Here is a 21,204-nt window from a genome sequence, read left to right as displayed (position 1 = left end):
GGATAAAAATTGGGCAGGAAAAATTAACGCGACTTTTGTCACTTTTCTTCAAAAAGCCACTGGACAAAACCGCTAACAATTGTTGTACTGATACCCGACACAGCATTTGTGTCCAATTTTCATGTAAAGGTAATTTTGATGTCTAAGATTAAAGGTAACGTTAAGTGGTTTAATGAGTCCAAAGGATTCGGTTTCATTACTCCGGAAGATGGCAGCAAAGACGTGTTCGTACACTTCTCTGCAATCCAGAGCAATGGTTTCAAAACTCTGGCTGAAGGTCAGCGCGTTGAGTTTGAAATCACTAACGGTGCCAAAGGCCCTTCTGCTGCTAACGTAATCGCTCTGTAATTCAGACGAGACAGCAAGAATTTCAAAACCCGCTCACCGAGCGGGTTTTTTTCGTTTTCAGCTCAGCTAAACATGTACAGTTTCAGAAAGCTGGCGATAATCAGTATGCCCAGCATCACCGCCCCTGCGCTTGCCATTTTCTCTTTCATTCCCACGCCCTCTCAGTCAACTGCCTCAAGGGTGCCTGAGAAAAATTAAGCCAACATTAAGGGCCGTGGTTTTAGTGCGCGTTAATTGCAGAAACTAACCAAAATGCGAGCGCGGTCATCATTAGCGAGCCCAGCAGATTGACCGCGACGTTCAGCAGCGCCCAGGCGGCGCGGCCATCCTGTAACAGGAACACCACTTCCGCCGAGAAGGTTGAGAACGTTGTCAGCCCGCCGCAGAAGCCGGTGGTGATCAATAATTTCCACACCGGATCGATGTGGGTCATCCTGTTGAACCACGCCAGCCCCAGGCCAATAATAAAGGCCCCCGTGAGATTCGCTGCCAGCGTGCCGAACGGGATTTGCTGATGCAGCGGATTAAACCGCATGCTCAACAGCCAGCGCGCCACGCTTCCTGTGCCCCCACCGATAAAAACGGCTAAAAGTAGTTGAAACACGAACAATACCTGCTGTTTGATGTGTAAGGGCTATGAGTGTAACGCCGTTTGAGGCAGGGGGAAAATATGTACGTGGCGGTTGGACAATTTGCAGTAACAGCGGAGTGGCAAAAAAATGCCGAAACCTGCGTGTCGCTGATGGCGCAGGCGGCAGAGCAGGGGGCATCGCTGCTGGTGCTGCCCGAAGCGCTGCTGGCACGTGATGATAACGATCCCGACCTCTCTGTAAAGTCCGCCCAGCAGCTCGACGGTGGCTTTCTGACGCGGTTGCTGGAGGAGAGCGCACGTAATCACCTGACCACGGTACTGACCGTACATGTTCCTTCAAGCGCAGGCAGGGCCATTAACACCCTTGTCGCCTTGCGCGACGGCAGGATCGTTGCGCAGTACGCCAAACTCCATCTTTATGATGCGTTCAGTATTCAGGAGTCCCGTCTGGTTGATGCGGGCTCGGTTGTACCGCCGCTGATTGAGATCGACGGCATCCATCTGGGGCTAATGACCTGCTACGATTTGCGCTTCCCGGAGATGGCATTGAATCTGGCGCTGGCGGGAGCAGAGGTATTGGTTTTACCTGCGGCATGGGTCAGAGGGCCGCTCAAGGAGCACCACTGGTCAACGCTTCTGGCGGCCCGGGCGCTGGATACAACCTGCTATGTGATCGCAGCAGGCGAGTGCGGCAATAAGAATATCGGTCAGAGCCGCATTATCGATCCCCTGGGCGTGACCATTGCAGCCGCGGCTGAAGGCCCGGCACTGTTGCTGGCTGAGATCGACCGGGAGCGCATCATCAAGGCGCGCCAGCAGTTGCCGGTCCTGCGCAACCGACGTTTCGCGCCACCGCAATTATTGTGAGTTTTTTAAACAACGCTTGATTCACCTTGTTACAGATTGCTATTGTGTGCGGGCGCCAAATGACCGTTAATAAGGTCGGGTTTTTAAGGCGCGAAATGCAGCCTGTTTACGTCAAGAAGGTATCTATGGGTGAGATTAGTATTACCAAACTGCTGGTGGTAGCCGCACTGGTTGTCCTGCTGTTTGGTACCAAAAAATTACGTACGCTGGGTGGAGACCTGGGTGCTGCCATCAAAGGCTTTAAAAAAGCGATGAACGACGATGACGCAACGGCAAAAAGAAGTGCCGACGCGGATATCACTGCCGAGAAGCTCTCTCACAAAGAGTAATGGCGACGCGATAAAGCGTTTGATAAAAAAAACCGGCCTGTAGCCGGTTTTTTTATGGGTGAACTGTAAGCTTTTGTGACGGGCTTACTTCACTTCTTCGCCTTTCGCCTGCATATCGGCGTGATAAGACGAACGCACAAACGGACCACAGGCGGCGTGGGTGAAGCCCATTGCCATCGCTTCGGCTTTCATCTCGTCAAACTCTTCCGGGCTGACGTAACGCTGCACCGGCAGGTGGTGACGGCTTGGCTGCAGATACTGGCCCAGCGTCAGCATGGTGACGCCATGACGACGCAGATCGCGCATCACCTCAACGATCTCTTCGTTGGTTTCACCCAGACCGACCATCAGGCCCGATTTTGTCGGGATATCCGGATGGGCTTCTTTAAAGCGCTCCAGCAGCTTCAGGGACCAGTTGTAATCTGCGCCCGGGCGTACCTGACGATAGAGGCGCGGTACGTTTTCCAGGTTATGGTTAAAGACATCTGGCGGGTTGGCGTTGAGGAGCTCCAGCGCGCGATCCATACGGCCACGGAAGTCTGGAACCAGCGTCTCAATCTTGATGGACGGGCTTTTTTCACGGATGGCAGTGATGCAGTCAGCAAAGTGCTGAGCGCCGCCGTCGCGCAGATCGTCACGGTCGACGGAGGTGATAACCACATAGCGCAATGCCATATCAGCAATGGTCTGCGCCAGTTTCTGGGGTTCATTGGCATCCGGGGCGACAGGACGTCCGTGGGCAACGTCACAGAATGGGCAACGGCGGGTACAGATTGCGCCGAGGATCATGAAGGTCGCGGTGCCGTGGTTGAAACATTCAGCGAGGTTCGGGCAGGAGGCCTCTTCACAAACAGAGTGAAGGCCGTTTTTGCGCATCGCCGCTTTAATTCCCTGAATACGCGAAGAGTCCGCCGGAAGTTTAATTTTCATCCATGCCGGTTTTCTTAACAGCGCTTCGCGCTCCGTAGCCACGTTTTTAACCGGGATTAGGGCCATTTTATCGGCATCGCGGTATTTAACACCGCGTTCCATCACAATGGGTTTACTCATAGCGTGCGTCTTCCAGTTGCGAATATCGAAGGAAAGCGTTTCAATTCAAGGGAATGTTGTATTTATCAACTATTTTTGAACGAACGACAGGCAGTATATCATTGATACGGACGATAAAGCAGCCTGCCCGGTCGCCAAATTGTAAAATAGTTGTTGTTTTGAGCCTTTTGTGCGGCATAACCCGCTTTTAGGGATGTGGATAAGGCTTAAAAGGCCTAGCGGATGACGTTGATGAGATTTTCCAGCACCGGGTCGCGCAGGCTCAGCTTGTTGTAATACAGCGAGATTTCTACGCATTCAGCATTGAGCGGGGCGAAGGGGATCTGCTCCAGCGGCCAGCAATGGCGTACCAGGTTAAACAGGCGCTCCGGGATGATACCAATCAGATCGCTGTTGCCAATCAGGGCGGCAATCGTAAAAAGATTGTAACTGCTGAAGTTGACCTGCTTTTCCGGGAAAATGTCGTTAATGCGCTGTCGCAGCCCATTCAGATTTTGGCCTTCCAGCGTCAGCAGCGTTTGCTCATAGCGCTGCAAATTGTCTACCGTAGCGGCCTGGCTCAACGCCGGATGGTTTTTACGGCAGATTAGCAGCAGTCTGTCGGCGAAAAGTACGTGGTGGCTCAGTGCACGGGCATTGAGGGAATTGCTGTCCACAATCAGATCGGACTGGAACTGGCCTAACTGCGTCTCGGCGTCAACGATCGAAATATTACGCAGCATCAGGTGTGGCGCATGAATCTTGACGGCCTGGTAGATTGGCGGCAGAACCAGAGCGCCTACGGTCGGGGTCGTGCCAATGGTGATAGTGCGCTGCTTATCGTAGCTGCCGGTGAGATCCAGCGCCCCGAGAATCGATTCCAGCCCCTGGCTGATATATTCGTGCAGATGTGTGGCGTAGGCGGTGGGGGTTACCCCCTGGCCTTTACGAATAAAGAGCGGATCGGGAAAAATGGTCCGTAATTTTTGAATGGACTGGCTAATTGCCGAGGGAGTGAGATTCAGAATTTTCGCAGCATTAACGATCCCTTTATGGACATATACCGCTTCAAAAATCGTCAGTAAGTTGAGATCGATATTACGTAAAGTCCGAAAAATTTGCGGTTTTGCATCACTGTCGATTTCACTCAAGCGCTTTTCTGAAACTTTATTATTATCCACGCTATCCCTCCATATATATTCACGATATAAATAATAGTTGAATTTAAATAATGTGCTTATTGAGATGGGCAAACTGCTTCTGTTAATTGAGGTTCTTTACATTAACTCTTTGAATGACATTGCTTTTAATCAGGCGTGACTGCGCCAGCCGGTTGGCCATGCCGACGCGGAAAAACAGGTGAAACGCGATTGTGCAGACGTGTTGCAGGCGTTTTGAAAATATAGAAAACAGGGGGTGTTGTAAAGGATAAATGGTTCAAATAAGAATGGCTCATCAAATAAATGAGCCAATCGGGAAGGGGAATTAAGCAGCAATATATTTATGTGGTGGATTGTTTAGCAGCGCTAAAATAGAGTTAACCAAATGTGGGCGCGCCATCTCGGGCGTAATGCCCTGGACCCACTCGCACATTTGCGCCATTTCCATCCCGGCATAACCGCAAGGGTTAATGCGCTGGAAAGGCGAAAGATCCATATTGATGTTTAATGCCAGACCGTGAAAAGAGCACCCTTTACGGATTCGCAGGCCGAGGGAGCATATTTTTCTTTCGCCGACATAGACGCCGGGCGCGTCCGCCCGCGGGTGCGCTTCAATATCAAATTCAGCCAGCGTATTCACCACCGTCTGTTCCAGCACCGTCACCAGCTCGCGCACGCCGAGCTTTCTGCGTTTCAGGTTGAGCAGAACATACATCACCTGTTGACCCGGCCCATGATAGGTAATCTGCCCACCACGATCGCTCTGGATAACCGGTATATCGCCAGGCATTAACAGATGCTCAGCTTTGCCCGCCTGACCCTGGGTAAAGACGGGGGGATGCTCTACCAGCCAGATCTCATCCGGCGTGTTCTCGTCGCGTGTGTCAGTGAATTCATGCATAGCCTGGGAGACAGGCTCATAGGGCTGCAGCCCTAGCTGGCGAACGAGAAGGGTATCCTGATACAAAACGATCTCTCCGAACGAAGGAACAAACTGTAGCGGGGAGTATATCACAGAGGGGAAGCAGGTTACCCGGCGATGCGGGTAACCGAAAGGCGTTAAAGCACCATACGAACGATATCGATATTGCCGAGCTCTTCGTACAGGGTCTCGACTTGTTCAATATGCGTGGCCGTGATGGTGATCGACACAGAGTGGTAGTTACCTTTGCTGCTTGGTTTCACCGTCGGAGAGTAGTCACCTGGCGCATGGCGCTGTACCACCTCAACCACCTGATCAACCAGCTCAGGCAACGCCTGTCCCATTACTTTGTAAGTAAAAGGAGTAGGGAATTCAAGCAGTTCATTAAGTTTGGTTTTCATGGGAGCTCCGGCAGTACGTCAAAAAAATAATAACTCCCACATCAGGTGGGAGTTATCAGGTTACATAGTATATGGGGACAGAAATCACACTTTCAAGTGTTCAATTCTTAACCAAACCAGTGATGGAACATCAATTTAATGTAATCAATGATTTTGCCGAAGAAATTGCCTTCAGGGATTTCATCCAGCACCACCAGTGGGCGCTGATCGATGGTTTTACCATCGAGCTGGAAGTTGATGGTGCCGACAACCTGGTTTTTCTTCAGCGGGGCGTGCAGCTCGCTGGCGTTCAGCACATAGCTGGCCTTCAGATCTTTCATGCGTCCACGAGGAATGGTCAGGTAGAGATCTTTATCTACACCCAGGGAGGCACGATCGTTATTACCGAACCAGACCGGCTCAGAAGCAAACTCTTTCCCTGCTTTAAGCGGGTTAACGGTTTCGAAGAAGCGGAAGCCCCAGGTCAGCAGCTTCTTGCTCTCAGTCTCGCGTCCTTTAAAGGTACGACCGCCCATCACGGCAGAGATAAGACGCATCTGGCCTTCCGTCGCCGAGGCGACCAGGTTGTAACCCGCTTTTTCAGTGTGGCCGGTTTTGATGCCGTCAACGTTCAGGCTGTTGTCCCACAGCAGGCCGTTACGGTTGGTCTGACGAATACCGTTAAAGGTGAACTCTTTCTCTTTGTAGATGGTGTATTCGTTCGGTACGTCACGGATCAGCGCCTGACCAATCAGCGCCATATCGCGCGCAGAGCTGTACTGACCTTCAGCATCCAGGCCGTGAACCGTCTGGAAGTGGCTGTTTTTCAGACCCAGCGCGCTCACGTAGCTGTTCATCAGGCCGACGAAGGCATCCTGGCTGCCAGCCGCAAAGTCTGCCATCGCCACGCAGGCATCGTTACCGGACTGCAGGTTGATGCCGCGGATCAGCTGAGAGACAGGCACCTGCATACCCGGTTTCAGGAACATCAAAGATGAGCCCTTAAATACCGGGTTGCCGGTAGCCCATGCATCGTTACCGATGGTGACCAGGTCGGTCTCTTTGAATTTACCTGCTTTCATGGCCTGACCGATGACATAGCTGGTCATCATTTTGGTCAGACTGGCCGGATCGCGTCGTGCATCAGCGTTCTGTTCAGCCAACACTTTGCCGGAGTTGTAGTCGATCAGGATGTAGGATTCCGCGTCGATCTGCGGAACGCCTGGGATCATGGTCTTGATATTCAGGTCATCGGCGTGAGCAACAGAGAGCGTGGCAGCGCAAAGCGCCGTAGTGAGCGCCATGCGCTGCATAAAACGAGCGGAGAAAGTGGTCTTCATGGTCAGAACAACGACATCCGTGATGGAATTAAAAAAAGTGCCTTACTATAGCAAATGCTATACAGGCAGGCATCCGACTTTCAGCATGAGAATGTGAATCATCATGACAAAAACTGACAATTCGGATACCGCCGATTATCATTTTGCAACAGCGATAAATGACTGTAACTGCGCTTCATTCTGCAGGCGCTGCTGCAACGCGGCGGCCTCAGATTTGCTGGCAAACGGGCCTAACTGGATACGCCAGACTGCGCCATTTTGCTCAACACGACCCGGAACACCAAACTGCTGGCCGAGGCGCTGCTGATACTGCTGCGCACGTGCCCGATCGCTGACTGCGCCAACCTGCACGACATAGCCACCGGCCTGGGCAGGGGCGGAAACGGGGGCCGTAACCGGCGCCTGAGTCGGAGCGGAAACTGGCGCAGTGACCGGAGCCGTCTGGTTCACCGGCGCGGTGACGACCGGCTGCGGCGCTGGCGGTTCGCTGCCTTCCAGTACACCTGGCGCAAGCGTGGTGGGTGCGCCGAGGAAGCCGCTGCTGCTGACCGGTGCGCCCATGCTGTCTTCGCTTTTCAGCGTGTCGTTACTGATGGGGCGCACGTCACCCTGCGGCGCAGCTTCGGAAACGGACGACGCGCTACCCATACCGCCGCTCAGATCGGGACGCGCGGGCAGGGCATAAGTCTGTTTTGCCACGGTAGTACAGGCCATACCCGGGCCGGATAGCGAACCGTCCTGGGCGACAATAATCGGGTCGATCCGCACTTTGGTGTTGTTTGACGTGTTCAGGCGGTCTGCCGCGGCGCGCGAAAGCGAGATGACGCGATCGTTGCCGTAAGGGCCCCGGTCATTAATACGCACCACGATCATCCGGCCATTCGCCAGGTTGGTGATACGCGCATAGCTCGGGATCGGCAGGGTCGGATGCGCAGCCGTAAGCTGCATTGGATCAAACACTTCACCGGATGCGGTCAGGTTGCTTCCCGGCTCAGCATCATAAATAGCCGCCAGGCCTGCCTGACTGAAGCGGGAAAGATCCTGGACGATTTTGTAGCTCTTACCGTCTCGCTCGTAATCCTGGTTCGCGGTAGCGCTGAGCGGTTCAAAACGCGGATCGGCTCCGCTGATCTCAACCACCGGACCATTACATACTGCCGGCTGCGGCGGTGCGATGGTCGCTTGCTGCTGACCATCGTCACTTGTACAGGCTGCCAGTAAACTCACTGCGATGCAGATCCCAGACCACTGCTTACGCATTGCGTGCCCCTTATACGCTTTTTGACAACATTTTTCTGTGTGTGTGGATCGACATGACGATCCCGAACCCGGCCATCAGAACAATCAGGGCCGAGCCTCCGTAACTCACCAGGGGAAGCGGTACGCCTACCACCGGCAGAATACCGCTCACCATACCAATATTTACGAAAACATAAACGAATAAAATCAACATCAAGCCACCGGCCATCACGCGGCCAAAGGTGGTTTGCGCCCGGGCAGCTATCCACAATCCACGCATGATCAACAGCAGGTAGAGCGCCAGCAGAATCAAAATCCCCACCAGACCTAACTCTTCGGCCAGTACCGCGAAAATAAAGTCGGTGTGACGTTCAGGCAGAAACTCAAGCTGCGACTGTGTTCCGTGCAGCCAGCCTTTACCGCGCAGGCCGCCAGAGCCGATTGCAATCTTCGACTGTATAATATGATAGCCTGCTCCCAGCGGGTCGCTCTCCGGATCCAGCAGCATCATCACACGCTGGCGCTGATAATCGTGCATCAGGAAGAACCACAGAATCGGTACAAAGGCTGCGACCAGCACCACCGCAATGCCGATAAGCCGCCAGCTCAGGCCAGAGAGGAACAGTACAAACAGGCCGGAGAGGGCGATCAGGATTGAGGTGCCGAGGTCTGGCTGCGCCGCCACCAGCAGCGTCGGCAGGAAGATCAGCACCAGCGCGATAGCCGTATTTTTCAGCGACGGCGGACACACATCACGGTTGATAAAGCGCGCCACCATGAGGGGGACGGCGATTTTCGCAATCTCTGAGGGCTGAAAACGCACAATACCCAGGTCGAGCCAGCGCTGCGCGCCTTTCGAAATCGCCCCGAACGCATCGACCGCCACCAGCAGAATAATACAGAAGATGTAGAGATAGGGGGCCCAGCCTTCGTAGACGCGCGGCGGGATCTGCGCCATCACCACCATGATGATCAGACCCATGGTGATCTGGCCGATCTTGCGTTCGGTCATCCCGAGGTCCTGGCCGCTGGCACTCCAGATGACCAGGGCGCTATAAACCAGCAGCGCCAGCAGGATCAGCAGCATGGCCGGGTCGATGTGGATCTTGTCCCACAGCGATTTTTTATTCGGATTATCCGTCACGATTATTGGTCCTCCGCGCCGGCGGCAGCCGGGCTCTCGCTCGGCAGGTCAGTGTTGTTGTCACCCAGCATAATGTGGTCAAGGATCTGGCGCATAATGGTGCCGACCGCCGGGCCGGCACCGCCGTTTTCCAGAATGATCGACACAGCAACCTGTGGGTTCTCATAAGGGGCAAACGCAATCATCAGCTTATGGTCACGCAGGCGTTCAGCAATTTTGTGTGCGTTATAGGTTTCGTTCGCCTTCAGGCCGAAGACCTGCGCAGTACCGGATTTGGCAGCAATTTTGTACGGTGCGCCGGCAAAGTACTTATGGGCTGTACCGTTCGCGCGGTTAGCAACGCCGTACATCCCGTCTTTGGCAATTTCCCAGTAACCGGAGTGGATGTCTCCCACCGGCGGTTCATGGGGCTGCGCCCACGGCACTTTTTTGCCATCTTCGACGGTGCTCATTAGCAGGTGCGGCACTTTCACCACCCCGTCGTTGATAAGGATCATCAGCGCTTTGTTCATCTGGATCGGGGTCGCGGTCCAGTAGCCCTGGCCGATGCCTACCGGAATGGTGTCACCCTGATACCACGGCTTTTTAAAGCGTTTCAGCTTCCATTCGCGGGTTGGCATGTTACCGGAACGCTCTTCGGCCAGGTCGATACCGGTGTAATGACCATAGCCAAATTTGCCCATCCATTCCGAGAGACGGTCGATGCCCATATCGTAGGCCACCTGGTAGAAGAAGGTGTCCGCCGACTCCTCCAGCGATTTGGTGACGTTCAGATGACCGTGCCCCCACTTTTTCCAGTCGCGGTAGCGTTTTTCAGATCCCGGCAGCTGCCACCAGCCCGGGTCGAAGAGACCGGTGTTGCGGGTGATGACCCCGGCGCTCAGGGCCGAGACCGCCACATAAGGTTTCACCGTTGACGCAGGCGGATAGACCCCCTGGGTCGCGCGGTTGACCAGCGGCGTATTCGGGTCGTTGAGCAGGCCAGAATAGTCTTTGCTGGAGATGCCATCCACAAACAGGTTCGGGTCATAGCTCGGGGTTGAAACCAGCGACAGAATGCTGCCGGTGCGCGGATCGGTGACAATCACCGCCGCACGACTGCCTGCCAGCAGGGTTTCGATATACTGCTGGAGCTTAAGATCCAGGGTCAGATAGATGTCATGTCCGGCCTGCGGCGGCACCTCTTTCAACTGACGGATCACCCTTCCCCGGTTGTTAACCTCAACTTCTTCATAACCGGTCTGGCCGTGGAGAACGTCTTCGTAATAACGCTCAATACCCAGCTTACCGATATCGTGCGTTGCCGCGTAGTTGGCGAGCTTGCCATCTTTATCCAGCCTGTCGACATCTTTATCGTTGATTTTCGAGACATAGCCGATAACGTGGGTCAGGGCAGAGCCGTACGGATAGAAGCGACGTTTGTAGCCTTTAACTTCCACGCCGGGGAAGCGGTACTGGTTCACGGCGAAGCGGGCAACCTGCACTTCGGTGAGGTTGGTTTTTACCGGGATCGAGGTAAAGCGGTGCGAGCGTGAGCGCTCTTTTTTGAAGGCGGCGATATCGTCATCAGTAAGATCGACCACGTTGCGCAGCGCATCAAGCGTCTGCTGCACGTTATCGACCTTCTCCGGCATCATTTCAATCTGGTAGATGGTGCGGTTCAGCGCCAGCGGCGTACCGTTGCGGTCATAGATGATGCCGCGACTGGGGGCGATGGGAACAAGTTTGATGCGGTTTTCGTTGGAGCGGGTCTGGTAATCGGTAAAACGGACAATCTGCAGATTATAGAGGTTGGCGATCAGCACGCCAGTCAGCAGCAAAATCCCCAAAAAGGCGACCAGCGCCCGGCGCACAAACAGCGCGGACTCAGCCGTATAGTCGCGAAAAGAATTCTGTAGTTTCATCCGCTGCTTAATTTATCCAGGACTTAATCATTACTCACGGTGATAAGGGTGGTTGGTCGTGATGCTCCACGCGCGGTAGAGGCTTTCAGCAACCAGAACCCGAACCAGCGGGTGGGGGAGCGTCAGCGCGGAGAGAGACCAACTCTGTTCTGCTGCCGCTTTGCAGGCGGGGGATAACCCCTCCGGTCCGCCAATTAACAGGCTGACGTCGCGACCGTCCTGCTTCCAGCGTTCCAGCTCAACCGCCAGTTGCGGCGTATCCCAGGGTTTGCCCGGAATATCGAGAGTGACGATGCGGTTTTTACCGGCAGCAGCCAGCATCAGCTCACCCTCTTTATCGAGAATACGTTTGATATCCGCGTTTTTACCGCGCTTGCCAGCGGGGATCTCCACCAGCTCGAACGGCATGTCTTTTGGAAAACGACGCAGATATTCAGTAAACCCCGTTTGTACCCAGTCGGGCATTTTTGTACCGACGGCTACCAGTTGCAGCTTCACGCATTAACCCCAGAGTTTTTCCAGTTCATACAGGCGACGGCTCTCTTCCTGCATGACGTGGACAATCACATCGCCAAGGTCAACGACGACCCAGTCAGCGGTCGCTTCGCCTTCAACGCCGAGCGGCATCATGCCGGCAGCGCGAGACTCCTGAACCACATGATCGGCGATGGAGGCAACATGGCGCGTAGAAGTGCCGGTGCAGATAATCATGCAATCGGTGATGCTTGATTTGCCCTGAACGTCGATGGCAATGATGTCCTGACCTTTCAGATCATCAATTTTGTCGATAACAAAATCCTGGAGTGCTTTACCCTGCAAGTTTTCCCCCTGGGAGAGTGAGATTGAACAACTATAAATTCGTAGCCAGACAGTATACCTGAACTGGCTGCAGTGTCGGGACAAATGTCACCGGACGGGCATGAGAAGGCGGGTATCATCCCACCCTCAGCCGAAGATTGCATCGCCATTTTTGTAAAACAGTTTTTGTAAAACAGTGCTGGCGGGAAGTCTGGCAGCGGAGGATATCAGCCTGGTCGGGGGTGTCAATGGCGAGAGCGCGAATGGCGCGCTTTTTCTCCCGGGCGCCAGTCAGTTGCTGCTTTTCTGATACAACCCCTGCTGTTGAATATAACGCAACACCGGCATCGGTAACATCTCATCACAGGGGAGCCCCTGCTGCAGACGCTGGCGGATAAGCGTGGCTGAGATATCAAACCAGGGCGTCTCCGCGAGGTAAATTTTGCCGGCAGGCTGGTTGTGCAGATCTTCAGATTGATAAGTCAGGTGCTGCTCCAGCCACAGCTGATGCCGCTCCTCTTTCATCGCCAGGGGATAGCCTGGCCGACGGCAGACGATTAAATGGCTGTTATCAAGGATTGTTTCGTACTGATACCAGCTCGGGAAATTGAGCAGCGAGTCCTGGCCGATAATAAAGGCCAGCGGTTTTTCCGGCCCCTGTTCGCGTCGCCACTCCTCTAGCGTCTGTGCCGTATAGGAAGGGCTGTTCCGGCGCAGCTCGCGCTCATCAAGAACAAACAGCGGTTTATCGGCGATCGCCAGCTCCAGCATCTGTTTGCGCTGGGCGGGGGTAGCCTCGGGCTGCGGGCGATGCGGCGGCACGTTGTTCGGCATAATAGTGACGCATTGCAGGCCAATCTGGTTGGCCAGGATCTCGACCGGTTTCAGATGCCCATAGTGGATGGGATCAAAGGTGCCGCCATAGAGTGCCTGTAGAGAGTGCATCTCTTACCCTTCTATAAAAATGTCCGCCAGCGCCTTGTGGCACAGCAGCAGCGAAAGACTTTCCAGCTCAGACCAGATCGACTGACCGTAATCCTGCTTCAGGGTCAGTTCGGTGCGTGTCAGAAGCTGAACGGCCTGGCGCAGCTGTTCCGGGCTCAGCCGGTTCAGGGCTTCGGTGGTCATGACGCGACGGTTCTGCCAGACCCGGTGTTTATCAAACAGCGCGCGCAAAGGCGTATGCGCTGACTGGCGTTTAAGCGTCACCAGCAGCAGCAGTTCCCGCTGTAAGGTTCGCAGCAGAATCACCGGCTCGCTGCCTTCGAGACGCAGCTGCTGCAGAATATGCAGAGCGCGTTTGCTCTTAGCGGACAGCAGGGCATCGACCCAGTGGAAAGGGGTAAAGTGCGCCGCGTCGTTAACTGCCTGCTCAACGCGCGGTAAGGTCAGTTTGCCATCGGGCCAGAGCAGCGCCAGCCGCTCCAGAGCCTGGGCCAGCGCCAGCAGATTACCTTCGTAACAGTAACAAAGGAGCTGATTGGCCGCGTCATCCAGCTGCAGATTGCGCTGCTTTGCCCGGGCTGCCACCCATTTTGGCAGATGCGCCTGCTCCGGTGTCTGGCAGGTCACCAGCACCGAATGGTTTGCCAGCGCCGTAAACCAGGCGGCATTTTCCTGCGCTTTGGTCAGTTTATTGCCGCGAACGATCAACAGCAGATCGCTGTGCAGCAGGCTAACCAGCGTGGCAAGCTGTTCGTTGATCGCCGCGTTAGGGCCGTTTTCCGGGAGCTGGATAAGCAGCGTTTGCCGGGCAGCAAACAGGCTCATGGCCTGGCAAAGGGAGAAAATCTCCTGCCAGTCGGTGCTGTTATCCAGGGTGAAACTGTGGTGCTCCTCAAAGCCCTGAGTGGCCGCAAACTGACGCACGGCGTCCTGGCTTTCCTGGAGCAGCAGCGGATCGTTTCCGAGAAGCAGATACGCCGCGCGCAGCCCTTCATTGAGCTGCGCGCGGAGTTGTTCAGGGTACAACCTGAGCATTACTGACCCAGCGTCGTGGAGACGCGCGAGGAGGATGCCGTTGGCTGAGCAGCAGGCTGAGCTTTCAGGTCATTCTCTTTTTCAGCAGTCTGGACGCTCGGCAGCTTACGGATCAGCTGTTCCGCCGCCTTGTCGTACATTTCGTTGATGATAATGGTCTGCTCAGCGTCTTTCGCCAGTGCCGTCTGCGGGTTATCGAAGAACGAACGGTAGACCTTGGTGCTGATAGGGTAAATGTCGCTACCCGGGATCAGTACCGCAGCGTGCACTTCCATCACCATCTGGTATTCCGCAGTACGACCATCCTGGAAGATGGAGGCGGTATCCTGGCTCAGGGTAGAGTTCAGGATGCGGAACGATGGGATGTCCTGGCGCAGCGTACCTTTTTCGATCAGTTCAACGCCGTTTAGACGCAGCTGGTTACGAATGGCACGGCTAAGCGGACCATTTGGATCGCCCGAATCGAAAATCATCGTTTTCATCTGCTCCGGCACCTGTGTGGTGTTACGCAGATGCCAGCCACATCCGGCGGTGACCAGCACCGCCAGCGATAACAGTAATGTTGCCAGTTGTCGCACGCTTCCTCCCGCGCTTAGCCAACGACCAGGTTCAGCAGTTTACCAGGCACGTAGATCACTTTACGTACGGTAACGCCATCAAGATACTTCGCCACCAGAGTTTCCTGGCCAGCACGCTCGCGGACCTGCTCTTCGGTTGCATCAACCGGAACAGTAATCTTACCGCGAACTTTACCGTTGACCTGCACGACGACCAGCGTGGTGTTTTCCACCATTGCGGATTCATCAGCCACCGGCCACGGCGCATTGTCGATATCGCCTTCGCCGTTCAGCTCCTGCCACAGGGTGAAGCTGACGTGCGGGGTGAACGGGTTCAACATACGTACCACTGCCAGCAGCGCTTCACGCATGATGGCGCGATCCTGCTCGCCCTCCTGCGGGGCTTTCGCCAGCTTGTTCATCAATTCCATAATAGCCGCAATTGCGGTATTGAAGGTCTGACGGCGACCAATATCATCAGTCACTTTGGCAATCGTTTTATGCACATCGCGACGCAGTGCCTGCTGATCTTCCGTCAGCGCCGCGGTATTCAGTGCCGGTGCGTCACCCTGAGCGGTGTGCTCGTAAACCAGTTTCCAGACACGTTTCAGGAAGCGGTTAGCCCCTTCCACGCCGGACTCCTGCCATTCCAGAGTCATATCCGCCGGCGAGGCGAACATCATGAACAGGCGCACGGTATCGGCACCGTAGCGCTCAACCATCACCTGCGGGTCAATGCCGTTGTTTTTGGACTTCGACATTTTGCTCATGCCGGTATAAACCAGCTCGTGGCCCGCGGCATCTTTCGCCTTCACGATACGGCCTTTTTCGTCGCGCTCAACGATGGCATCAACCGGGGAGACCCAGTTACGCTCGCCGTTTGCGCCCACGTAGTAGAAGGCATCTGCCAGCACCATGCCCTGACACAGCAGCTGTTTGGCTGGCTCGTCAGAGTTCACCAGGCCCGCGTCGCGCATCAGCTTGTGGAAGAAGCGGAAGTAGAGCAGGTGCATAATGGCGTGTTCGATACCGCCAATGTAAATATCTACCGGCAGCCAGTAGTTTGCGGCTTTGGAATCCAGCATCCCTTCCTGATGCTGCGGGCAGGTGTAACGCGCATAGTACCAGGAGGACTCCATAAAGGTGTCGAAGGTGTCGGTTTCACGCAGCGCAGGCATACCGTTTACGGTAGTCTTCGCCCACTCAGGGTCGGCTTTGATTGGGCTGGTGATGCCGTCCATGACCACATCTTCCGGCAGGATCACCGGGAGTTGATCTTCTGGCGTTGGCATAACGGTGCCATCTTCCAGGGTGACCATTGGAATTGGCGCGCCCCAGTAACGCTGACGGGAAACGCCCCAGTCGCGCAGACGGTAGTTAACTTTACGCTCGCCGACGCCCAGCGCGGCCAGTTTGTCAGCAATGGCGTTAAAGCCCTCTTCAAAGCTCAGGCCGCTAAATTCACCGGAGTTAAACAGGGTGCCTTTTTCGGTCAATGCCTGTTCAGACAGGTCAGGCTCGCTGCCATCTGCTGCCAGGATAACCGGCTTGATCGCCAGGTTGTATTTGGTGGCAAATTCGTAGTCGCGCTGATCGTGACCCGGAACGGCCATCACCGCACCAGTACCGTATTCCATCAGGACGAAGTTGGCGACCCAGACCGGGATCGCTTCGCCCGTCAGCGGGTGTTTGGCATAGAAACCGGTGGCAACGCCTTTTTTCTCCATCGTTGCCATGTCAGCTTCGGCAACTTTGGTGTTGCGGCATTCGTCGATAAAGGCAGCCAGTTCCGGGTTGTTCTCTGCCGCTTTCTGCGCCAGCGGGTGACCTGCGGCCACGGCCAGGTAGGTCGCACCCATGAAGGTGTCCGGACGGGTGGTGTAGACGGTCAGCGGCCGATCGTAGTTTTCAACGTTGAAGGTGATCTCTACCCCTTCAGAGCGGCCGATCCAGTTACGCTGCATGGTCTTCACGGTATCTGGCCAGTGGTCCAGGTTATCCAGATCGTTCAGCAGTTCGTCGGCGTAAGCGGTGATTTTGATAAACCACTGCGGGATCTCTTTGCGCTCAACTTTGGTGTCGCAGCGCCAGCAGCAGCCGTCGATAACCTGTTCGTTCGCCAGAACGGTCTGATCGTTCGGGCACCAGTTAACGGCGGAGGTTTTTTTGTAGACCAGCCCTTTTTTGTAGAGCTCGGTGAAGAACTTCTGCTCCCAGCGGTAATATTCCGGGGTGCAGGTCGCCAGCTCGCGGCTCCAGTCATAGCCAAAGCCCAGCATCTTGAGCTGGTTTTTCATGTAGGCGATGTTGTCGTAGGTCCATGGCGCAGGCGCAGTGTTGTTTTTTACCGCGGCACCTTCTGCAGGCAGACCAAACGCATCCCAGCCGATTGGCTGCAGGACGTTTTTACCCAGCATACGCTGATAACGGGCGATCACATCACCGATGGTGTAGTTACGCACGTGGCCCATGTGTAGTCGGCCAGAAGGATAGGGAAGCATCGACAGGCAGTAATACTTCTCTTTGCTCTCGTCTTCGGTGACTTCAAAAGTGCGCTTCTCGTCCCAGTGTTGCTGGACTTTCGATTCTATCTCTTCCGGGCGGTATTGCTCTTGCATGGCAGCCAGTGGTCCTGTGTTCAATACAGCTACAAACGTAGCCAATGGATGTGGTAATTCAGATCCGCATAGCATAGCCCAAACGCCCGCGTCAAAACAGCCTTTACCACTAAAAGCGCCTTGCAGGAATTTACGTAGAGTGTGGATGACCTGACAAAGCGGGGCGCAAATAAGGTCTATCATTAGAGAGGTTTACTTACCCGGGAGGCAAAATGATGAACAAGGTTGCTCAATTTTACCGTGAACTGGTCGCCACATTGACAGAACGTCTGCGGAATGGTGAGCGTGATATTGATGCGCTCGTCGAGCATGCACGCGTTAAGGTGATGCAGACGGGTGAGTTAACGCGCACCGAAGTGGAAGAGGTGACCCGCGCGGTTCGCCGCGATCTGGAAGAGTTCGCCCGTAGCTATGGCGAGAGCCAGGATGAGGCCACCGACAGCGTATTTATGCGGGTGATCAAAGAGAGCCTCTGGCAGGAGCTGGCGGACATTACCGATAAAACCCAGCTGGAGTGGCGTGAGGTCTTTCAGGATCTGAACCACCACGGGGTGTATCACAGCGGTGAGGTTGTCGGGCTGGGGAATCTGGTGTGCGAGAACTGCCATTTCCACATGGCGATTTATACACCGGAGATGCTGCCGGTCTGTCCTAAATGCGGCCACGATCAGTTCCAGCGTCGGCCATTTGAACCCTAATGTTGTCGTAATATAAGCTGGCACAGTGATGCCAGCTTTTTCAGTTCAAAGGTGGTGCGTGGCGTTAAGCGTAAAACGCCAGCCGTTCGGCTAATAAATCAACAAAGGCTTCACGGTTAATATTTGTCATAACAGTGGTATTCGGCCTGTTACCCGTCAGGAAGTAATAGTCCACCACCGTCATTCCCTGAGTGTATTTCCCCTGCGTTTCCACGCCTACCCAGCGCTCCACGGTGGTAAATATCTCCGGTTTCAGTAGCCAGGCGATGGTACAAGGGTCATGCAAGGGTGCCCCCTGGAAACCCCACTTCTCGGTTTTATGGTACTCCATAAAGAAGTCGAGCAGCTCCGCCACGGTGGTTGCCACCGGGTTGCCGATCCGGCGAAAACGTTCGATATCCTCCGCCATAATTTGCGCCTGATGCGTCACATCCAGCCCGGCCATGACCACCGGAATGCCGGACTGAAAGACGATCTCGGCCGCCTCGGGGTCAACAAAGATGTTGAATTCCGCCGCAGGCGTCCAGTTACCCAGCCCCATCGCACCGCCCATGATCACAATCCGGGCGATTTTCGCATGCAGTTCAGGGTGGCTGTTCAGCAGCAGGGCGACGTTGGTTTGCGGACCGGTAGAGACCAGCGTTACCGGCTCGGCGCTTTCGCGCAGTACGTTTGCCATCAGCTCCACTGCCGTGCAATCCTGCGGCGCAAAATCTGGCTCGGGCAGGGCAGGGCCATCAAGCCCACTTTCCCCGTGTACATTGTCGGCAATGATCAGATCGCGCATCAGGGGCTTAATCGCGCCGCCTGCCACCGGAATATCGCTGCGTTTCAGCAGGGTAAGCATGCGCAGCACATTGCGCAGGGTTTTGTCAGGGGTCTGGTTACCGGCAGAAGAGGTTACAGCCTTGAGCTCAAGCTCGGGTGAGGCGAGGGCAAGGACGAGTGCTATCGCGTCATCATGACCCGGATCGCAATCGAGGATAATGGGCAGTGCCATAGAAATCTCCATTTCTCAGTGTTGTTTGGCGACAAGGCTAACGCTGAAGGCAGAGGCAGACGAGATAAAGAGATAAAAAGCGTGAAGCGGTGCGCAATCTGAGCGATTGCGCACCGGGGAGATTAATGCAGAATTTTGGCGAGGAAGTCTTTAGCGCGTTCAGACTGCGGGTTATTAAAGAACTCCTCTTTCGCGGAGTCCTCGACGATTTTCCCCTCATCCATAAAGATCACGCGGTTTGCGACTTTACGCGCAAAGCCCATTTCGTGCGTGACCACCATCATGGTCATCCCTTCCTGCGCCAGTTGCACCATAACATCCAGCACTTCATTGATCATCTCCGGATCAAGGGCGGAGGTCGGCTCATCAAAGAGCATCGCGACGGGATCCATACAGAGCGCACGGGCAATCGCCACGCGCTGCTGCTGGCCGCCGGACAACTGCGCCGGGAATTTATCGGCATGGGCGGAGAGGCCCACGCGCTCCAGCAGCTTCAGCCCTTTCTCACGTGCGGCCGCCTTATCGCGCTTGAGGACTTTTACCTGCGCCAGGGTCAGGTTCTCAATGATCGACAGATGCGGGAAGAGTTCAAAGTGCTGGAACACCATCCCGACGTTGGAACGCAGCTTCGCCAGATTGGTCTTCTTGTCATTCACCCTGGTGCCGTTGACGATGATCTCGCCCTGCTGCACCGGCTCAAGACCGTTCACAGTTTTAATCAGCGTGGATTTACCCGAGCCGGAGGGCCCGCACACCACTACCACTTCGCCCTTTTTCACTTCCGTGGAGCAGTCGGTCAGCACCTGAAAGTGCCCATACCATTTAGAAACATTTTTCAGGGAAATCATTACACTGTCCTTTTCTTCAGCCAGCTGACCAACAGCGACGCGCTTAAACTAATTGCAAAATAGACCGCACCTGCGAACAGGATCATCTCAACCTGGGTACCATCGCGCTCGCCGATGGTAGAGGCGGTACGGAAGAAGTCTGCCAGGCTCAATACATAAACCAGCGAGGTATCCTGGAACAGCACGATACCCTGGGTGAGCAGCAGCGGAACCATGGCGCGGAACGCCTGCGGCAGAATGATGAGCTTCATCGACTGCCAGTGGGTCATGCCTAACGCCAGCGCAGCGCTGGACTGCCCGCGGGAGATACTCTGGATCCCGGCACGAATAATTTCTGAATAGTAAGCCGCCTCAAACATGGAGAAGGCCACCATCGCGGAGATCAAACGGATATCGGATTTCGGCGACAGGCCTAAAACGTTCTGCAGGAATCCAGGAACGATCAGATAGAACCACAGCAGCACCATCACCAGCGGGATGGAACGGAAAACGTTCACGTAAGCGGTCGCAAACCAGGCCACAGGCTTAAAGCTCGACAGACGCATTACCGCCAGCAGGGTACCCCAGACAATCCCGACAATCACCGCCGTCAGGGTGATCTTCAGCGTGATGATCAGGCCATCGATCAGGTAGGGCATGGAGGGAACAATAGAGCTCCAGTCAAATTCGTACATTATTTGCCCCCCAGGTTGCCCGGCAGGCGAACTTTACGTTCAACCAGGTTCATCACCAGCATAATGACAGCATTAATCAATACATAGGCCAGGGTAATGGCGGTGAAGGATTCCCACGCATGGGCGGAATAATCCAGCAGTTTGCCCGCCTGCGCGGCCATATCCACCAGACCGATGGTCGAGGCGATGGCCGAGTTTTTCACCAGGTTCATCATCTCCGACGTCATCGGCGGTACAATCACGCGGTAGGCGTTGGGCAGCAGCACATAGCGGTAAGCCTGCGGCAGGGTAAGACCCATCGCCAGCGCCGCATTTTTTTGTCCACGTGGCAGAGACTGGATAGCCGCACGCACCTGCTCGCAGACGCGGGCGGCGGTGAACAGGCCCAGACAGAGCATCGAGGAGACGAAGAACTGCACGTTTGGATCCAGTTCCGATTTGAACCACATGCCGATATCTTCCGGCAGCAGTTCCGGGATGACCAGATACCAGGTAAAGAACTGCACGATTAACGGAACGTTACGGAACAGTTCGACGTAGCAGGTGCCAATGGAAGAGAGAAAACGGTTAGGCACGGTACGCAAAATACCGAACAACGAGCCGACAAGAAACGCAATAATCCAGGCGGTGATCGACAGCGCGACCGTGACCTGAAAGCCGCTCCACAGCCAGCCAAGATAGGTGGTGTTGCCGAACGGGGCTTGCTGCAGGAAAATGCCCCAGTTCCAGTCAATTGACATAGTAAACTCCAGAAAAAAAAGGGTAGCAGCGCTACCC

23 protein-coding genes are annotated in these 21,204 nt (G+C 55.0%); 4 read left to right on the top strand and 19 right to left on the bottom strand.

What is annotated here, in order from left to right; genetic code table 11:
- Positions 1–138 precede the first annotated feature (138 nt).
- The gene (gene cspE, locus WFM46_RS10085; RefSeq protein ID WP_002439184.1) at positions 139–348 is read left to right on the top strand and encodes a transcription antiterminator/RNA stability regulator CspE; all 210 of its coding nucleotides are present in this window, start codon (positions 139–141) and stop codon (positions 346–348) included.
- A gap of 220 nt (positions 349–568) precedes the next feature.
- Here cspE and crcB read toward each other — a convergent pair whose 3' ends face one another.
- Positions 569–952, bottom strand: coding sequence for a fluoride efflux transporter CrcB (gene crcB, locus WFM46_RS10080; protein WP_103178657.1), 384 nt, complete (start codon positions 950–952; stop codon positions 569–571).
- Between the two features lie 66 nt (positions 953–1,018).
- Here crcB and WFM46_RS10075 point away from each other — a divergent pair, with 66 nt between their 5' ends.
- Together WFM46_RS10075 and tatE are read left to right on the top strand one after the other, a co-directional pair.
- The gene (locus WFM46_RS10075) at positions 1,019–1,807 is read left to right on the top strand and encodes a deaminated glutathione amidase (RefSeq protein ID WP_336997567.1); all 789 of its coding nucleotides are present in this window, start codon (positions 1,019–1,021) and stop codon (positions 1,805–1,807) included.
- Between the two features lie 125 nt (positions 1,808–1,932).
- The gene (gene tatE, locus WFM46_RS10070) at positions 1,933–2,136 is read left to right on the top strand and encodes a twin-arginine translocase subunit TatE (RefSeq protein WP_336997566.1); all 204 of its coding nucleotides are present in this window, start codon (positions 1,933–1,935) and stop codon (positions 2,134–2,136) included.
- An 84-nt stretch (positions 2,137–2,220) separates the two neighbouring features.
- Here tatE and lipA read toward each other — a convergent pair whose 3' ends face one another.
- The 14 genes from lipA to leuS form a co-directional block, all read right to left on the bottom strand.
- A complete protein-coding gene (gene lipA / locus WFM46_RS10065) occupies positions 2,221–3,186 on the bottom strand; it encodes a lipoyl synthase (RefSeq protein WP_336997565.1) in 966 nt (321 codons plus the stop codon).
- Positions 3,187–3,401: 215 nt separating this feature from the next.
- Positions 3,402–4,346, bottom strand: a complete 945-nt coding sequence (locus tag WFM46_RS10060; RefSeq protein ID WP_336997564.1) for a YbeF family transcriptional regulator — start codon at positions 4,344–4,346, stop codon at positions 3,402–3,404.
- A gap of 304 nt (positions 4,347–4,650) precedes the next feature.
- On the bottom strand, positions 4,651–5,292 hold the full coding sequence (lipB, locus tag WFM46_RS10055; protein WP_336997563.1) for a lipoyl(octanoyl) transferase LipB: 642 nt from the start codon (positions 5,290–5,292) through the stop codon (positions 4,651–4,653).
- Positions 5,293–5,384: 92 nt separating this feature from the next.
- Positions 5,385–5,648: a DUF493 family protein YbeD gene (ybeD, locus tag WFM46_RS10050; protein ID WP_003022706.1), complete on the bottom strand. Its 264-nt coding sequence runs from the start codon at positions 5,646–5,648 to the stop codon at positions 5,385–5,387.
- A 107-nt stretch (positions 5,649–5,755) separates the two neighbouring features.
- On the bottom strand, positions 5,756–6,967 hold the full coding sequence (gene dacA / locus WFM46_RS10045) for a D-alanyl-D-alanine carboxypeptidase DacA (protein WP_103178663.1): 1,212 nt from the start codon (positions 6,965–6,967) through the stop codon (positions 5,756–5,758).
- Between the two features lie 138 nt (positions 6,968–7,105).
- Positions 7,106–8,227: an endolytic peptidoglycan transglycosylase RlpA gene (gene rlpA, locus WFM46_RS10040; protein ID WP_336997562.1), complete on the bottom strand. Its 1,122-nt coding sequence runs from the start codon at positions 8,225–8,227 to the stop codon at positions 7,106–7,108.
- A gap of 10 nt (positions 8,228–8,237) precedes the next feature.
- On the bottom strand, positions 8,238–9,350 hold the full coding sequence (mrdB, locus tag WFM46_RS10035; protein WP_103178665.1) for a peptidoglycan glycosyltransferase MrdB: 1,113 nt from the start codon (positions 9,348–9,350) through the stop codon (positions 8,238–8,240).
- Between the two features lie 2 nt (positions 9,351–9,352).
- Positions 9,353–11,254, bottom strand: coding sequence for a peptidoglycan DD-transpeptidase MrdA (gene mrdA, locus WFM46_RS10030; protein WP_103178666.1), 1,902 nt, complete (start codon positions 11,252–11,254; stop codon positions 9,353–9,355).
- Positions 11,255–11,284: 30 nt separating this feature from the next.
- On the bottom strand, positions 11,285–11,752 hold the full coding sequence (gene rlmH / locus WFM46_RS10025; RefSeq protein ID WP_103178667.1) for a 23S rRNA (pseudouridine(1915)-N(3))-methyltransferase RlmH: 468 nt from the start codon (positions 11,750–11,752) through the stop codon (positions 11,285–11,287).
- 3 nt (positions 11,753–11,755) lie between these two features.
- Complete coding sequence (gene rsfS, locus WFM46_RS10020) at positions 11,756–12,073, bottom strand: ribosome silencing factor (RefSeq protein ID WP_103178668.1); 318 nt, start codon at positions 12,071–12,073, stop codon at positions 11,756–11,758.
- A gap of 270 nt (positions 12,074–12,343) precedes the next feature.
- Entirely contained in the window at positions 12,344–12,997 is a 654-nt protein-coding gene (gene nadD / locus WFM46_RS10015; RefSeq protein ID WP_336997561.1) for a nicotinate-nucleotide adenylyltransferase, read from the bottom strand.
- Positions 12,998–13,000: 3 nt separating this feature from the next.
- Entirely contained in the window at positions 13,001–14,032 is a 1,032-nt protein-coding gene (gene holA, locus WFM46_RS10010) for a DNA polymerase III subunit delta (protein WP_156654092.1), read from the bottom strand.
- Positions 14,032–14,610 carry an LPS assembly lipoprotein LptE gene (gene lptE / locus WFM46_RS10005; protein ID WP_103178672.1) on the bottom strand — a complete coding sequence of 193 codons (579 nt, stop codon included), beginning with the start codon at positions 14,608–14,610 and terminating at the stop codon, positions 14,032–14,034. Before lptE ends, holA begins: the two co-directional genes overlap by 1 nt.
- Positions 14,611–14,624: 14 nt before the next feature.
- Positions 14,625–17,207: a leucine--tRNA ligase gene (gene leuS, locus WFM46_RS10000; protein ID WP_336997560.1), complete on the bottom strand. Its 2,583-nt coding sequence runs from the start codon at positions 17,205–17,207 to the stop codon at positions 14,625–14,627.
- A gap of 215 nt (positions 17,208–17,422) precedes the next feature.
- Between leuS and WFM46_RS09995 the strand changes: the two genes are divergently transcribed.
- Positions 17,423–17,905, top strand: coding sequence for a zinc ribbon-containing protein (locus WFM46_RS09995; protein WP_103823619.1), 483 nt, complete (start codon positions 17,423–17,425; stop codon positions 17,903–17,905).
- Between the two features lie 64 nt (positions 17,906–17,969).
- On the opposite strand, the gene rihA is transcribed toward WFM46_RS09995, so the two are convergent.
- The 4 genes from rihA to gltJ all read right to left on the bottom strand — a co-directional run bounded on the left by rihA (position 17,970) and on the right by gltJ (position 21,167).
- Complete coding sequence (rihA, locus tag WFM46_RS09990; RefSeq protein ID WP_180209994.1) at positions 17,970–18,905, bottom strand: pyrimidine-specific ribonucleoside hydrolase RihA; 936 nt, start codon at positions 18,903–18,905, stop codon at positions 17,970–17,972.
- Between the two features lie 122 nt (positions 18,906–19,027).
- Positions 19,028–19,753 (bottom strand): amino acid ABC transporter ATP-binding protein, encoded by a 726-nt coding sequence (locus tag WFM46_RS09985; protein ID WP_103178677.1) that lies wholly within the window; start codon positions 19,751–19,753, stop codon positions 19,028–19,030.
- Positions 19,753–20,427: a glutamate/aspartate ABC transporter permease GltK gene (gltK, locus tag WFM46_RS09980; RefSeq protein WP_103178678.1), complete on the bottom strand. Its 675-nt coding sequence runs from the start codon at positions 20,425–20,427 to the stop codon at positions 19,753–19,755. Before gltK ends, WFM46_RS09985 begins: the two co-directional genes overlap by 1 nt.
- On the bottom strand, positions 20,427–21,167 hold the full coding sequence (gene gltJ, locus WFM46_RS09975) for a glutamate/aspartate ABC transporter permease GltJ (RefSeq protein ID WP_103178679.1): 741 nt from the start codon (positions 21,165–21,167) through the stop codon (positions 20,427–20,429). The genes gltK and gltJ overlap by 1 nt, the downstream gene beginning before the upstream one ends.
- Positions 21,168–21,204 lie beyond the last annotated feature (37 nt).

Source organism: Leclercia sp. M50, assembly GCF_037150775.1.
In the GTDB taxonomy this organism is placed as follows: domain Bacteria; phylum Pseudomonadota; class Gammaproteobacteria; order Enterobacterales; family Enterobacteriaceae; genus Enterobacter.
This window is presented reverse-complemented; position numbering and strand designations above follow the sequence as displayed.